Below are 14,724 nucleotides of genomic sequence, written 5' to 3'. Positions count from 1 at the left end.
AGAGTGAAGCGTCAATTGCTCTCTTGCGTCGCTACGCTCAGGCAGGCTCGATGCCGGCATCCTGGCGTTGAGCATTCATCTGGTTTCGCCTTGCAGGCGCAAGCAATGCCATTACACCATCCTGCAACGTGGCGAAGTGGCGCACATCAGACCAGGCATTGCCGGTCTGGATCATGACCTCAGCTACTTCGGGGCGAACGCCACACAATGCCATCGTTGCTCCCATCAGGCGCGCGCCATTGCTGAGCTGGCGTAGCGCGTGCGCCAGTGTCTGATCGAAAACGGTCAGGCCGGTCAGATCGATTAAAAGAGTCTGCGCATTTCGTTGACCGATTTGGTTGAGTACGAGATGGATCAGGGCCTGACAACGAGCTTGATCGAAAGCGCCGATCAGGGGGACGACCAGCGCGGTTTCGGTCAACGGAATCAGCGGCAAGGTCAGGCGGGTAATCAGGGCATCGCGCTGCCGAATCTCTTCCAGCGAGTGCTCGAGTTCGACTGTCCGCTCAGCTAGCGCCGCCCGCGAAGCGAGCAATTCGGCCTGCTGACGTTCGGCAATCGTGACATCGCGGAGCGTTACCACACTGGCCTTTCCCTGCTCATCGACGACAGCAACCTCTGTAACCAGAAACGTTCGCTCATCGCCATCACGGCGGTGAAATCGCCGCACTCCCTGTTCTCGATCGGTGGCGGTCGTTTGTTCGTGAAATCCGAGCTGAACCAGGACCTGCTCAAAGCGCTGAAGATTGCCTTGCGGTAACGACAACAAATGCTGTCCGGCCCGATTGGCAAAACGCACATTTCTTTCGTTGTCAAGCACCAGGATGCCATCGGGCAGGTTTTCTACCGCCGCCTGTAAGGCAATCTGCGATGGTCGGAACAGACCATAACGGAGCGTAACCCAACCGAATGACAGGTGGAGTGGCAGGAGACTGACATAGGTCAGGACCGGCAGCCCGACCTCGCGGAATACATACCCTGTGAGAAAGGTTGCGAATGCGCCGCCGGTTAGCCAGAGCGCCGGCCCACGCGCAGAGCGATGCCGCACAGCAATCGTGATCAATATGATCAACGGCACCAGGACGCACCCGATCAGATAGAGGGTAAATACCGGCCAGAAGAGCGGTCCGCGCACAAATTCGAGAAGGCCCGAATCGGCGAGCGCCACATCACGCCCAATCAGGCCAATGCCGCCATACCAGTCTACTCCTAACACGATAGTCATGGTGGCATAGGGGGCGAATGCTGCCCAACGGATCGAAGGTTGTCGATACCGGTGTGGCATGAACAGGAGCATGATCAGCCAGACTAACAACCCGTGAATGATCGCCAGTAATGTTGTGAGCAGACCGGATAGCAGCCAGATCTCAGCCGGATCGCGGCTCGCGAAGCGCACTGCGCCGGCGCTGCTGAGCAAGAGCGAGGCACTGGTGAAGAGGGCGAAGAGGCGATTGGCAGTTGCGCGCGCATCTTGCAGCAGGACGTACACGATGCTGGCGGTGAGGATAACGACCGTAAGTAAGATGACCAGGAGCGCCATAGTCTATTCACCTGCTATGAGACGGCGGCGAGCGAATCATCATCATCAAACTGCGACGGTGGAGAAACCGACGGCAACAGTGTCGGTGAAGCAGACGTGGCTGAAGTATGGGGATGCTACACGATATTATCTCTGTCCAATGACAGGATGTCAACATTCATCCTGCGCCAGTCGGAGGAAGGTGCGAAGATCGCGAGCCTGGATCAGGGCGAATCAGGTTTCGCCCTGATCTGATTACTCTGATGGCGGCGCATACAGCTCGCGGTAGACTCCATAAAAGGCATAGACTGCCCAAACATAATGGCGCGTTTCGCTAAAGTCAATGGTTTCGACAAATCGATCGGGATCGAGCACCACATTCCCACCTGCCCAGCGTTGGGCGTTGCCCAAACCGCCGTTGTAGGCCGCCAACGCTCCGTGGAGACTGCCGTTCATGTCCCTGATCCGACGACCGAGATAGAAGGCTCCAAAGCGAATGCTGACATGAGGCCGGTAGAGATCATCGAGCTGGAAGGTGGTTACACCCAGATTCTGGGCAATCCCGCGTCCAGTGTCGGGCATGATCTGCGCCAGGCCACGGGCGCCAACCCATGACGTTGCTGCCGGATTGAAGAGGCTTTCCTGGCGAATGAGGGCATACATCAAGAGCGGGTCAACTCCAAAGGCTGCCGCTTCTCGCTGTACCAGTTCGGGGTAAGGTGTAGGAAAGCGCAATCGGCGCAGAGCGGTTGGCGCAGCCACGTCTGCCGGCGCTAGCAGCGCCAACCGCTCAGCCGCCAGCAGCGCCGGGTAGGTTGCGCCAGCCTGGTAAGCGCGTTGAGCAAGATCGAGCAGCAGTTGGGGTGTTTCGCCGGCTTGCCGCAAACCGTCGAGCCATTCGCCCAAAGCCTCGCTATACAGTCCAACCTCATATAGCAATCTGGCTCGCTCGGCTACTAGAGCCAGCGTCTGATCGGTGTTGGTTGATGTCCAGGTCTGTACCCATTCGGCCAGCGCATTCCAGGCTTCGGTGGTTATCGGCGCATCGGGCGGGATGATGCTAACCGGCACTTCGCCCAACTCTTCTGCTGCCCGCGCCGCGTAGTAACTATCTGGCGCAGCTTGCAATGCCTGGCGGAAGTAGTCGGCTGCTATGGGATCGCCTGACCTTTGCGCTGTTTTTCCGGCCCAGAATGCGCCCAGTGCCTGCCCGATGCCCTCGCCGCGCTGCGCAAGCAGGTGCCAGACTTCGCGCGCTCCGCTAACATCACCGCTATCGAAGCGGCTCAACGCCAGCCGGTGGAGCGCAGTAATACCGGGTGTTGTAGTCGGATAACGTTCGCCAAGTTCGCGCCTGACGGCCATCGCCGACGCCTCGTCGCCTAACCGGTCATACAGTTGAGCTGCCCGGTCGAGCGCAACCGGCGCGCGCGGATCGGTGGGGAAATCAGCCGCGTATTGACGGTACAATGCGGCTGCTTCAGCCGTTGCCCCGCTCTGACCGTAAGTCTGAATCCAATCGAGTGCTGCCTGTCGGCTGGTGTCACTCCCGGCATCATCATCGCGCGCCGCGGCCAGATCGGCCAGCGCGCCGCTAAAGTCACCCAGCGCGCGTCGGGCCAGGCCGCGTTGACGCAGCGCCTCGGCTACATTTTGACCAGCCGCAATCGCCTGATCGAGCATAGCAATCGCATCCTGCCAGCGCTCCATTGCGCGGTAGGCCTGAGCTGCGGCGTATGGGTCGAGGGCGGGATCACCAGCCGCGCGCAGAGCGTCGGCAGCGCTGGCTGCCGCTGCGCCGGCATACGTTGCGATCGCGTCACGGCGTAACGCGCTTGCGGTTGCCGGGTCGCCTGCGCTTGCCGCCAGATCGGCAGCGCGCGCCAGCACTTGCGATCGGTAATTGGGCTGAACGGCAAAACCGAGGATTCCTTGCGCGTATGCCAATCCGTCGTTTAGACGACCTTGCGCGACTGCCAGCTCGATTGCCCGCTCATACGCTGCGGCGCGCTGCCCGATGGCAATGTCGCCGGTTGCCGCGCGCAGATAGGATGTTTCAGCTTCTGCGAACTGCTGTAAGGCCTGAAATTGAGCGGCAGCGCGCAGTGCTGCATATGGTGCCAGCGGAGTGCCGAGCGCTTCATAGCGCTGATAGGCATCGATCGCCGCCGCGTGCGAGCCGGCCCCCTCGTGCGCTCGCGCGCTGAGCAGTAAGGATGGCGCATAGACCGGTGTGGCAGGATCGGTCAGCAGTGGTCGCAACACCTCTATCGTCGAAGTCCACCGGCCATAGTCGGCAAATAAGCGAGCCAGTAACAGCCGGGCCGCTGGCGCTTCGTCGGCAGTGGGGAAGAGCTGTAATAACTGGCTCAGCGCGGCGCCCTGCGTTTCAGCATCGCCGATCATAGCGGCAGCTTGCGCGCGTTGCAGAAGATCTGCCGGCGTCAGCGGCGGTTCGGTTGGAAGAGTAGGGATCAGGGTTGTGGTTGTGGTGGGGGAAGGTAATCCGGTCGGGCTTGAGCACGCAACCAGACAGCAGCACAGCAGGAATCCCACCAGTCGCCACTGCGTCAACGCCATAGATGCTCCTTTCCGTTCTGGAGCAGTATAGCACGAGAAACGGCGTTAACGGCGCGGTGATGGCGATTTGCCGCACAATGAAGAGGAATGTAGTTAAACTGCCCGGGTGGATGTCGGTGTGGCAAGCAGTGTGGCAAACCCGGCGTTATCGCGTAGGTCTGGCCTTCACTGGCATTGCGATGAGATACCGGTCGGATTGTGAGAACAATCAAGCATCAACTGCTCGCTCTTGCATGCTCAACAACAGCGACTTATCTCTTTCCTCCGGTTTGCAGTAAGTTGGTTACCTTTTGCTGAAAACTGGCAAAGTCAATCGGCTTCGTCTCGTAGTCATCGCAGCCAGATGCCAGAGCCCGGATTCGATCTTCATTCAGCGCATATGCAGTAAGGGCCAGAACCGGGATGTGGCTGGTCTTGGAATAAGCTTTGATCCGGTGAGTGGCCTGCCAGCCATTGAGCACCGGCAAACCCATATCCATAATGATCAGATCCGGTAGCTCATTGCGGGCCAGCGCCACTCCCTGAGCACCATCTTCGGCCAGAATCGGTTCGTGTCCCATCAGTGCTACCAGGCGGGCGATCAGCTCACGGTTATTAGCGTCATCTTCAACGATTAGCACTCGCGCCATAAGTCATTCCTGCACTTTCACGATGAACGCTGATAATTCATGTCTGATTGCTGTGGTGTTGCAGTGGATAGTGGTTGTATGATCTGTCGGATATGAACCACGATCTGTTCGATATTCAGATCGGCTTTACGCAAGATCGCGTTTGCGCTGGTTGCCAGATAACTCCGTTCCTCACTTGTCAGATCGCGCGCAGTCATGAAGATAACCGGAATAGCCGATCCCGCCGGTTGAGATCGCAACTGCGTCAGGAGTTGTAAGCCATCGAGCTGCGGCAGCATATAGTCTAGCAAGATCAGGTCAGGCTGGCGACTGAGCGCCATCGACAGTCCAGTAGCGCCGTCAAAAGCTACCTCGGTCTGCCATCCGGCAGTGCGCAATGTTCGTGCCACCAGCTCGGCCAGGTCCCGATCATCTTCAATCACCAGGATTAAGGGCTGAGATCCCTTATCGGTGCGGCGACAGTAGCGTTGCACAACCGTAAGCAGTCGTTGCGGTTCGATGGGCTTTACCAGATACTCAGCCACGTCCAGGGTAAGACCGCGCTGCGCTTGCTCGTCAATCGTCAACACAACAATCGGGGTATTGGCCAGCTCAGGTTTTGATCGCAAGTCGGCCAGTACCTCTAGCCCATGGCGGTCGGGCAACTTCAGATCAAGCACGATCAGATCTGGAATGAGATCAAGCGCAATTCGCGCGCCTTCGCTACCGGTTTCAGCAGTTATCACATATGCATCGTTGGCCGGCACCAGCCGCCGGATGAGATCACCAATGGTCGGGTCATCGTCGATGACCAGGACGAGCGCATTACTTGCTGATGCGTCGGCCTCGACCGGTGATGGCGCTGCTCCGTTGGGAGCTGTTGATGCCGGCGCAAGCGTCTCGATGAGCGTTGGCGTCGGTAACTCGTTACCGAGTTCTGCCGGAATCTCCATTGTAAACACCGAACCCTTGCCCACAACACTCTGCACAGTGATGCGACCGCCGATCAACTCACACAAACGCTGGCTCAACGCCAGTCCCAATCCGGTGCCGCCATACCTGCGGGTGGGTGAGTCATCAACCTGGGAAAAGGCTTTGAAGAGTTTATCTATCTTATCGGCTGGAATGCCGATTCCGGTATCGGCAACCTCGAAGCGGAACCAGACACGATCATTGTGCTGGTGGCGAGTGACTGTAAGGGTCACCTCGCCATCTTCGGTAAACTTGGCCGCGTTACTGAGCAGATTGATCAACGCCTGACGCACTTTGGTTGTATCGCTGTGCAAGATGCCAATATCGGGCGGGCAATGCGTTTGGAGCCGATTCCGGTTCTTTTGCATTTGCGGCAGAACAACATCAACCGCACTGCGCACCAGCTCGGCGACGCTGGCATATTCAGCGTTCACCGTCATCCGTCCGGCCTCAATCTTCGAAATATCGAGGATGTCGTTAATCAAGGTCAGTAGATGCAGCCCGGCGGCTCGAATGCGGCTGGCATCACTGGCCACCGTGTCATAAATCCCCTTCGCTGCCAGTTGTTCCATGAGCTGACTGTACCCGATAATAGCGGTCAATGGCGTGCGCAACTCGTGGCTCATAGTAGCGAGAAAGGTGCTCTTAGCGCGCGAAGCAGCCTCGGCAGCATCGCGCGCGCCAATCAGCTCTCGTTCAACCCGGCGTCGTTCTTGAACCTCGGCCTGCAAACTGGCAGTCTGGCGGGCAATTTCCGCATTTCGCTCCTGTAACTGGCGCATCATCTCATTAAAGGCGCGCGCGACCTGGGCCACTTCGCGTTCGGGTCTGACCGGCAGAGGATGGCTTAAATCGCCTTTGCCAATCCGTTCGGCGCCTTGCTCTATCTGCTTCAGGATACGGAAAACGATGTGGTGAAGCAGATAATTCATCGTCCCGAGCAGGATTAATCCAAACACAATCAGGCTGAACGTGAAGACGATTCCGGCCCGCGTTGAGAGTTCGGTTGCTTCATTCTCTGGAACTTCACTAAAGAGACGCCATGGCGTGCCGGGGATGTTGAGCGAAACTCCTAGTGTCTCTTCACCAAAAATGTTGATGTAAAATCGCTGGCGACCATCAGGTGGAACATCGCGAAACTCTGGCCGATCAATCATCGAGGTATAAGTGAGGATCACCTGCTGATTGGGATGGGCAATAATGATCCCCTGTTCATCGACGATAAATGCCGTTCCTAGTCGTCCGAAGCGAAGGGTGGCAACCGTTTCCCAGATCAGGTTCATGCGCAGTCGTCCGGCGACGACACCACCATCAGCGGCTGGCACAGCCATCACAATGTATGGCTCGCTTTCGGCGGTAATCAACAACGGCCCCAGGTAACGCTGGCCGGCTCGCGCCTGTTGAAACCAGTTGGCCAATGGAATAGTGACCAGATTGCCAATGATTGGGCGATCACGAGTAGCCTGGGCGATCAACTGACCATTTGCATCAACTCGAGCGATCTCAATCCATGCCGGCGACCGATTGAGCAGTTCCGGCAAGAGGTCAGGGGAGCGCTGAATCTGCTCAACCGAGAGCGCGCCCACCAGTTTCATCACATCTTCTGCCCGCAAGAGAAAATCGTCAATGGTATGGACGGCGCTGATTGCCGCTTCGCGCTGGCGACCGGCCCAGCCTTCTTGCTCGATCGACTCGACGAATTGGAAAACGCTGTACCCTGCTCCCAGCAGAATGATGGCCAGCAGCATCGCCAGCAGCAGAGACAGCTTGACCTGCAAGCTGGTATTCAGGTAGTGGTAGAGTGATTGTGGCAAATGTTGCAGTTGACGCGCGATTGAACCTTTTTCGCTGGACATAGTATATGCCGAGTCCTATCAGGGTCGATTGGCTTGAAACTCCTGCCAGATGCGATTGTGGTAGGCCTGAATTGCCGGTTCAAGGGCCAGTTCCGCTTCGGCCCGTTGGAAAACAGTTGGTGATGGGAAGATGCTCTCATCAGCGCGCAAAACTGGATCGATGAGCGGCAGAGCGGCTTCGTTAGCGGTTGCGATGCCCAAACGATTCGTCACCAGCGCGCTCATCTCTGGTCGCAGGAAGAAATCGATAAATCGTTCAGCCCACGCCTGATTTCGGCTGGATGCCGGTATCACCAGGCAATCAAACCAGAGGATGGTGCCATCGGCAGGAATAATGTACGCGATTGGCGCATCCTGATCGCGGGCTTGCACGGCATCGAATGACCAGCCCAGCGCGACTGCGAATTCTCCACTGACAAGATATGGAACTGCAGACTCGGCTGTTGGCGGCGCCATACTTACTCGTTGCGCCAGCTCTGGCGCGCGTTGCAAGGCTGCCTCAAGGTGGGCAGGATCAATCGTGTTGATTGAGTAGCTCAGCGATTTGAGCAGCACGCTGACAGTATCGCGAGGTATCGGCCAGAGCAAGATTTTGCCATCGAGCGCCGGATCCCACAGATCAGTCCAGCGGGTAATTGGCCGATCAATCAGATCGGTGCGAACGAGGAGGCCGGTCGTTCCCCATTGATAGATGACTGAGTAGCGGCTCTCGGGATCAAAATTGAGATCGCGGAAATTCAAGCTGATATTACGCGCGTTGGGAAGATTGGCGTAGTTAAGCGGAACGATCATCTCATCGGCAACCAGCGATGAGATGAAAGCATTGCCCATCACCATGAGGTCATATGTTTCGCCCTGCCGCAGTCGCTCAATTGCTTCTTCCTGCGTATCATAGCCTGCGTACTCCACAATAATGCCGGTTTCGGCCTGAAATGCCTCCAGCAATTCTGGCGGCATATACCCGTGCCAGCCGGCGATAGTCAGTTTCGCCGGAACGGAAGGAGACGGCGAAGCAGTGACGCATGCGGCCAGGAACAGGCAGCAGCCAAACAAGATGAACGGTAGCAACAATCGCACAAAGACCCCTGACGAAGAAATATCATCCTGAATTCAGCATATTATGCGGAATTGCCACACCATTACGATAGTGAACCTGCCATGTTAATAGTTGATGACAATATGTTTATCTAGTGGACGGTCGGGGTGGCATCGCGACCACCCCGACATTGTTACGCTGTGAGATACCGACTTGCCCTAGTCGGCATTGTCGATTTGGGCACGCTGCAACGCGCCGCTGTAGTCAATGTACACGCTCTTCCATTCTGAGAAGACATCGAGCATCGTGGGGCCGGCTTCGCGATGGCCGTTACCGGTAGCCTTGACACCGCCGAAGGGCAGATGGATTTCGGCGCCAATAGTCGGGGCATTGATGTACACGATACCGGCCTGCAATGCCTGCATTGCGCGGAAGGCGGCATTGATGTCACGAGTGTAGATGGCCGAGCTGAGACCGTAAGCAACGTCGTTGGCGACGGCGACTGCCTCATCGAGGCTATCAACCTCGATCACGCTGAGCACCGGTCCAAAGATCTCTTCCCGCGCGATGCGCATCTGTGGGGTGACGTTGGTGAAGACCGTAGGGGCAATGAAGTGACCGTAATCGTAATCGCCACCGGTCAGTCGATACCCGCCGCAGAGCAGCGTTGCTCCCTCTTGCTTGCCAATCTCGATGTAGTTCAACACCCGTTGCATCTGCTTCTCGTTGACCAGCGGCCCCATTTCGGTGTTCGGATCGAGGCCGTTGCCAATCCGTAGCGATTGAGCGCGGGCAACTACGCGATCAACCAGCTCTTTGGCCACCGCTCGATGAACGATGAGTCGGCTGGTTGCAGTGCAGCGCTGGCCAGTGGTGCCGAAGGCAGCCCACACAATCCCATCGAGCGCCAGATCAAGATCGGCATCAGGCATGACAATCAGGGGATTTTTGCCACCCATCTCCAGGCTGACTCGCTTGATCCGACGCGCGCCCAGCTCGTAAACCAATCGACCGGTGTCGGTGCTGCCGGTAAAGGAAATGACCGGCACGTCAGGATGTTCGACCAGCGGCTGACCGGCGCGTGGGCCATAACCGGTAACAATATTGACCACGCCGGGGGGCAAGCCGGCCTCCATCAGGCACTGGACCAGATTGTAGGTGCTGACCGAGGCGTCTTCGCCCGGTTTGATCACAACGGTATTGCCGCAGACAATCGCGGGTAACATCTTCCAGGAGGCGATTGCCATCGGGAAGTTCCAGGGAGTGATCAGACCGACTACACCAATTGGCTGTCGGATACTCATCTGAAATTTGTTGGGCAACTCCGAAGGGGTTGTTACCCCGTGCATGCGTCGGCCTTCGCCGCCAGCGTACTGAGCCATCCCAATCGCTTCGACAATATCGCCGCCAGCCTCAAACAACGGTTTGCCCATCTCGCGCGTCAGATCGCGGCTATACTGCTCTTTGCGCGCTTGCAGTAGTTCGGCAGCGCGCAACAGAATTTCGCCACGCTTCGGCGCCGGTACCTTGCTCCAGGTCGCAAAGGCGGCTTTAGCGGCTTCAACCGCCGCATTGACATCACGCTCGTCACTATCGGCAAAGACACCGACCAGATCGCGCGTGTCAGCCGGGTTGCGGCGCTCAAAGGTTTTTCCGCTCTGGGCAGGCACAAATTCGCCGCCGATCAGGTTGTGAAAGATCCGCGGTGCGGACATCTTCGTCCTCCTTGACATAAAAGTAAACTTCAGACTGGTTGTGCATTAACATCTTGATTATAGCATGCGGCAAATTATGGTATGCTGTAACGGATATTGAGCGATCGAGAGGGGATGTCAATGATGGCAAATTTGGAAATGCGTGTTGCAGTTGCCAAAATTCCCCGCTATGGCGAGATCGAGAGTGGCGAGACGATCGAGACAATCGAGCGACCGGGCGGCGGGTTTTCGTTTGTGCTGGTTGACGGACAGGGTAGCGGACGAAGGGCCAAAACGATTTCCCATCTGGTGGCGACGCGAGCGATCGCTTTGCTGAAGGATGGCGCGCGCGATGGGGCAGTGGCGCGCGCAGTGCATGACTATCTGTATACCTATCGCATGGGAAAGGTGGCGGCGACGCTGAATATTCTCTCGATCGATTTTGCCGGCAACAAGATTCTGGTTACACGCCATAACCCGGTGCCATTTTTTGTCCTGACTCCGCAGGGATTGCGGAGCTTTAATGCACCCTCGACGCCAATCGGGTTGCAACCGTTGATCCGGCCACAGATCAGCGAATTGCCGATTGCGGCGTATACCTACGTGGTCTTGTTTACCGATGGGTTGCTGCGAGCAGGTGAGCGGCGGGGCGAGGATTTGGGCTTACCCAACTATCTGGCTGCATGGCCAGCGCGCGAGGGGCGCGATCCGCAGACGCTGGTTGATAGCATCATGCAGCAAGCGCTTGCGCTCGACGAGGGTCAACCCACTGATGATATGAGTATCGTCGTGCTCGGTGTCTTGCCATGCGGTGATGCGCCCGGGTTGCGCCGCATGACGGTGAGTGCGCCGATTATTGCGACTGGTTACTATGAACCGCCTGATGATCCCGCTAACGGTGAAGCTCAGGATATGTAGTCGGTATGTATGGATCGGTATGGTGATGAGCGACAGCAACGCGCGCGGTTGAGCGCGCGCGAGCGGGTGGAATATCTGCGCGCGAAGCGGCGGCAGCGCTGGCGGCGTATCGTTGCAACGGGTGGGATTGCGCTCGCTTTGTTGCTGGCAGCCTGGAGTGTAGTGTCACTGTGGAATGCGACAGTAGCCGGTCTACGGCTAGACGATCCGCGTCAGTCGAACAGGAGCGCTCCTGCAAATACCATCTTTCGCCAGCCATTTACGGTATTATTCCTGGGGATCGATCGGCGCGCTGATGGCGCCGAAGGAGTGCGTAGCGATACGCTGATGCTGGCTTATGTGCATCCGGTTGAGCGCTGGGTGAGTTTGCTCTCGATTCCGCGCGATACGGTTGCCGTCATTCGTGGCCTTGGCGAACAAAAGATCAACGCTGCCTATAGTTACGGCTATCGCAATGCTGTCGAATTGTACGGTCGCGGCGTTGATCCGGCGGCGGCAGGAGGCGCATTAGCCGCCGAGACAGTCTCTACACTGCTTAATCTGCCGGTTGATTATGTGGTTCAAATCGATTTTGCCGGCTTTGAACGACTGATCGACGCAATCGGCGGCCTGGTGATTGATGTGCCGTATCCGCTGCTTGATAGCAGTTTTCCCACTGAGGATTACGGCTACGAACGCATCTTGATCCCCGCCGGGTTGCAGGTGTTTGATGGCGCAACTGCGCTCCGCTATGCCCGCTCGCGCCACGGCTCTAGCGATTTCGACCGCGCGCGTCGTCAACAGGAAATTTTGCGCGCTGCGCTCGCGACGATACGCATGCGTGGCTTGCTCGATCAGGCTGGCGCCGTGTCGGCTCTGCTTGCCGAGGCGCAGCGTAGCATCAAGACGACGCTGCCGATTGATGATCCGGCAGCGTTGCGCGAGTTGATCGATTTGGCCAGAATGATCGACACCGATCGGGTGGCAACGTTCAGTATCAATCCGCGTAACGTGGCGGTAGTGGCCGAGATTGGATCGGATATCTACTGGAACCGGCGTGATCTGATGGCGTTGGTCGATCGAGTGCGCGCCGGGCCGCGACTTGACCGTGAGTCGGCCAATGTACAGGTGCTCAATGGAACGCCGGTGAATGGTCTGGCTGCGCGGGTCAGTCGCGCGCTGGAAAGTGTTGGTTTTCGAACTTTGCCACCCGGTAATACTGAACGACGGGCGACAACTATGCTGATCGATTACACCGGTCAATCGACGGCATTGGCGCGGTTGGCTGCTCATCTCGGCTTGCCGGCAACGCAAGTCTTCGCGACACCGCCGCCTGATGCGCCGCCACAGCCGCTGGGCGCCGATATTGTGCTGGTGTTGGGACAGGATTACAATCCGCAGTGGGCACTGGCGCCGTGATCTCTGGCTGGTTGTCGGAAGAGCATTCAGCCCGGTGTCTGAATGGGATGCCGATCGCGTGGTTTCTTCTGCGCTTGCGTAATTTGTAATGACGAGCGGTAGTATGCTCTCGGAAACAACCCTTTGGTTCCTGCTCGGATTAGCCTTGCTGGCGCCACCGCTTGGCGCCATCCTGCTGCGTCTCCTCCAGCCACGCATTGGCAGTGTTGGCGTTGGGCTGGGTGCGGCTGGTTTGCTGACGATTGCCGCAGTGGCGTTGTTGACGATCAGCCGCAATCCGTTGCCGCCACTGCGGATCGGCGATTTGACCCTGCTGCCGGCATGGGAACCGCCGATTGCTGCGGTGACCGAGCCGGAACTGGCGCCGGTACCGGTGTTCCCCACTTTGTCGCCGTTGCCGGCGGTGCCGACGTTGACCCCAAGGCCAACGACGACGCCGATGCCAACGATCACTCCAACCCTGGAACCAACTGCGATACCGGAGCCAACGGCAACGCCAACCCTGGAACCAACCGCGACGCCGGAACCAACGGTAACGCCAGAGCCGACTGCCGCCGGCCCGCGCCGCTATACCGTGCAGGCTGGTGATACGTTGCGCGCGATTGCTGACCGATTTGGCGTTACAATTGAAGCAATCTTGCAGGCCAACAATCTTACTCCCGCGCAGGGTGATAACCTGCGTGTGGGCCAGGAACTGGTGATTCCATGACAACCATTCGCACAATTGAACGTCGTCCGCTCATTGAGACCGGGCCGGCGCCATTGTTACTGATGCTGCACGGTTTTGGTAGCCACGAACGCGATCTGTTTGAGCTGGCTGACCTGATCGATGACCGGATGCATATCGTAAGCGCGCGCGCGCCAATTGCGCTGCCATGGGGTGGTTTTGCCTGGTACGAACTTAGCGGCGCTCCCGGACGCCTCATCCCCGATCCGGTTGGCCGGGCACAGGCGGTTGAGCTGCTCATCCGTTTTGTAAGTGAACTGCCGGATCGGATCGGCACCGATCCGCAGCGCACCTACCTGTTTGGCTTCAGTCAGGGCGCCATTCTCAGCCTGGCACTGGCCTGGCGCATTCCCGAACGCCTGGCCGGCATTATTGCGGCGAATGGCTATCTTGATCCGGCGCTGGCTATGCCGCCGCCAGCGGCAGGATTGGCGCGATTGCCTATTCTCCAGCTCCATGGGAGCTACGACGAGGTGATCCCGGTCGAGCAGGCCCGCGCTACGCGCGATCTACTGGCGCCGTATGCGCCGCGCCATCGCTACCACGAAGATCCGGTTGGGCATAGTTTGCATCCGAATGGGTTGAGCTTGATGCAGCACTGGCTGTCTGAACGTCTTGATGAGCCGCCGCCGCACAGTGGAGAATAGTTCTTTCGGGTGAGGTAGAGGCAGGCAATGCCGGTTGATCGCTCGCGTTGCGCCAGTTGTGGACAATCGTTGACCAACGGCTACTATGTGCTGGTTGACCGGCCCGACCGGTTTTGTCCACAGTGTATTGCGACCCGACCCCGCTGCGATACCTGTGGCGCGCCGCTGGGCAATCGATTCTGGCAGTTACACGATGGACGGCGACAGTGTGATGCCTGCCACGCGGTAGCGATCTACGATCCGGCGCAGGCATTGCAGATTTTCCAGCAGACGGCGGCAATGCTGGTTGAGGGTATGGGGTTGCAGTTGAACATCGGGGTAGCATTTCGACTGGTTGACGCGCCCACGATGTCTCAGTTGCGTGGCCCGTTGCCGCGCGGCCAACATACGCTTGGTCTTTACCGACGCCAGCAACATATTCGTGTGATCTATGTTTTGCACGGGTTGCCGAAACTGATGTTTCGGATCACAGCAGCGCACGAGTATGCCCATGCCTGGCAATCAGAGCATTGCCCACTCCTCCAAAACGAATTTCTGCGGGAAGGGCATGCCGAATGGGTGGCGTATCATCACCTCTTGCAACTCGGCAGCCGGAAAGCGGCGGCGCGAATGCTTGACGATCATCATCCTTACCGGCAGCCGTTGCGTTATCTGCTCAACCTGGAAGCGCAACTGGGAACGGCGGGAGTGAATGCATATCTGATGCGGGTGGAAGATTGATCCAGGGTGATGCGCTACTTCGGTTGACCGGTACGTTAGATTGAGATGC

The 14,724-nt window shown here is 57.9% G+C and carries 11 protein-coding genes; 5 read left to right on the top strand and 6 right to left on the bottom strand.

Translation table 11 applies throughout. The features are described from left to right. Window positions 1-37 precede the first annotated feature (37 nt). From Q0650_RS10945 to Q0650_RS10920, 6 genes are all read right to left on the bottom strand, one after another. Window positions 38-1,540, bottom strand: coding sequence for an STAS domain-containing protein (locus Q0650_RS10945; protein WP_298818870.1), 1,503 nt, complete (start codon window positions 1,538-1,540; stop codon window positions 38-40). A 234-nt stretch (window positions 1,541-1,774) separates the two neighbouring features. After that, window positions 1,775-4,099 (bottom strand): transglycosylase SLT domain-containing protein, encoded by a 2,325-nt coding sequence (locus Q0650_RS10940; RefSeq protein ID WP_298818868.1) that lies wholly within the window; start codon window positions 4,097-4,099, stop codon window positions 1,775-1,777. A 251-nt stretch (window positions 4,100-4,350) separates the two neighbouring features. After that, window positions 4,351-4,728 carry a response regulator gene (locus Q0650_RS10935; RefSeq protein WP_298818866.1) on the bottom strand — a complete coding sequence of 126 codons (378 nt, stop codon included), beginning with the start codon at window positions 4,726-4,728 and terminating at the stop codon, window positions 4,351-4,353. Window positions 4,729-4,745: 17 nt separating this feature from the next. Beyond that, window positions 4,746-7,535 carry a response regulator gene (locus Q0650_RS10930; protein ID WP_298818864.1) on the bottom strand — a complete coding sequence of 930 codons (2,790 nt, stop codon included), beginning with the start codon at window positions 7,533-7,535 and terminating at the stop codon, window positions 4,746-4,748. Window positions 7,536-7,553: 18 nt separating this feature from the next. Beyond that, window positions 7,554-8,612, bottom strand: a complete 1,059-nt coding sequence (locus Q0650_RS10925; protein ID WP_298818862.1) for a PotD/PotF family extracellular solute-binding protein — start codon at window positions 8,610-8,612, stop codon at window positions 7,554-7,556. A 177-nt stretch (window positions 8,613-8,789) separates the two neighbouring features. After that, the gene (locus Q0650_RS10920) at window positions 8,790-10,286 is read right to left on the bottom strand and encodes an aldehyde dehydrogenase family protein (protein WP_298818861.1); all 1,497 of its coding nucleotides are present in this window, start codon (window positions 10,284-10,286) and stop codon (window positions 8,790-8,792) included. A gap of 123 nt (window positions 10,287-10,409) precedes the next feature. Between Q0650_RS10920 and Q0650_RS10915 the strand changes: the two genes are divergently transcribed. From Q0650_RS10915 to Q0650_RS10895, 5 genes are all read left to right on the top strand, one after another. After that, window positions 10,410-11,183: a PP2C family protein-serine/threonine phosphatase gene (locus tag Q0650_RS10915; RefSeq protein WP_298818967.1), complete on the top strand. Its 774-nt coding sequence runs from the start codon at window positions 10,410-10,412 to the stop codon at window positions 11,181-11,183. Between the two features lie 9 nt (window positions 11,184-11,192). Continuing rightward, the gene (locus Q0650_RS10910) at window positions 11,193-12,581 is read left to right on the top strand and encodes an LCP family protein (protein ID WP_298818859.1); all 1,389 of its coding nucleotides are present in this window, start codon (window positions 11,193-11,195) and stop codon (window positions 12,579-12,581) included. 103 nt (window positions 12,582-12,684) lie between these two features. Next, window positions 12,685-13,290 (top strand): LysM peptidoglycan-binding domain-containing protein, encoded by a 606-nt coding sequence (locus tag Q0650_RS10905; protein WP_298818857.1) that lies wholly within the window; start codon window positions 12,685-12,687, stop codon window positions 13,288-13,290. Continuing rightward, window positions 13,287-13,955, top strand: a complete 669-nt coding sequence (locus Q0650_RS10900) for an alpha/beta hydrolase (protein ID WP_298818855.1) — start codon at window positions 13,287-13,289, stop codon at window positions 13,953-13,955. The genes Q0650_RS10905 and Q0650_RS10900 overlap by 4 nt, the downstream gene beginning before the upstream one ends. Window positions 13,956-13,982: 27 nt before the next feature. Continuing rightward, on the top strand, window positions 13,983-14,675 hold the full coding sequence (locus tag Q0650_RS10895) for a TFIIB-type zinc finger domain-containing protein (RefSeq protein ID WP_298818853.1): 693 nt from the start codon (window positions 13,983-13,985) through the stop codon (window positions 14,673-14,675). Window positions 14,676-14,724 lie beyond the last annotated feature (49 nt).

This window comes from uncultured Chloroflexus sp. (assembly GCF_937129525.1).
Classification (GTDB): domain Bacteria; phylum Chloroflexota; class Chloroflexia; order Chloroflexales; family Chloroflexaceae; genus Chloroflexus.
Note: the sequence above shows the minus strand (reverse complement) of the source record. Positions and strands in the feature narration are given on the sequence as shown.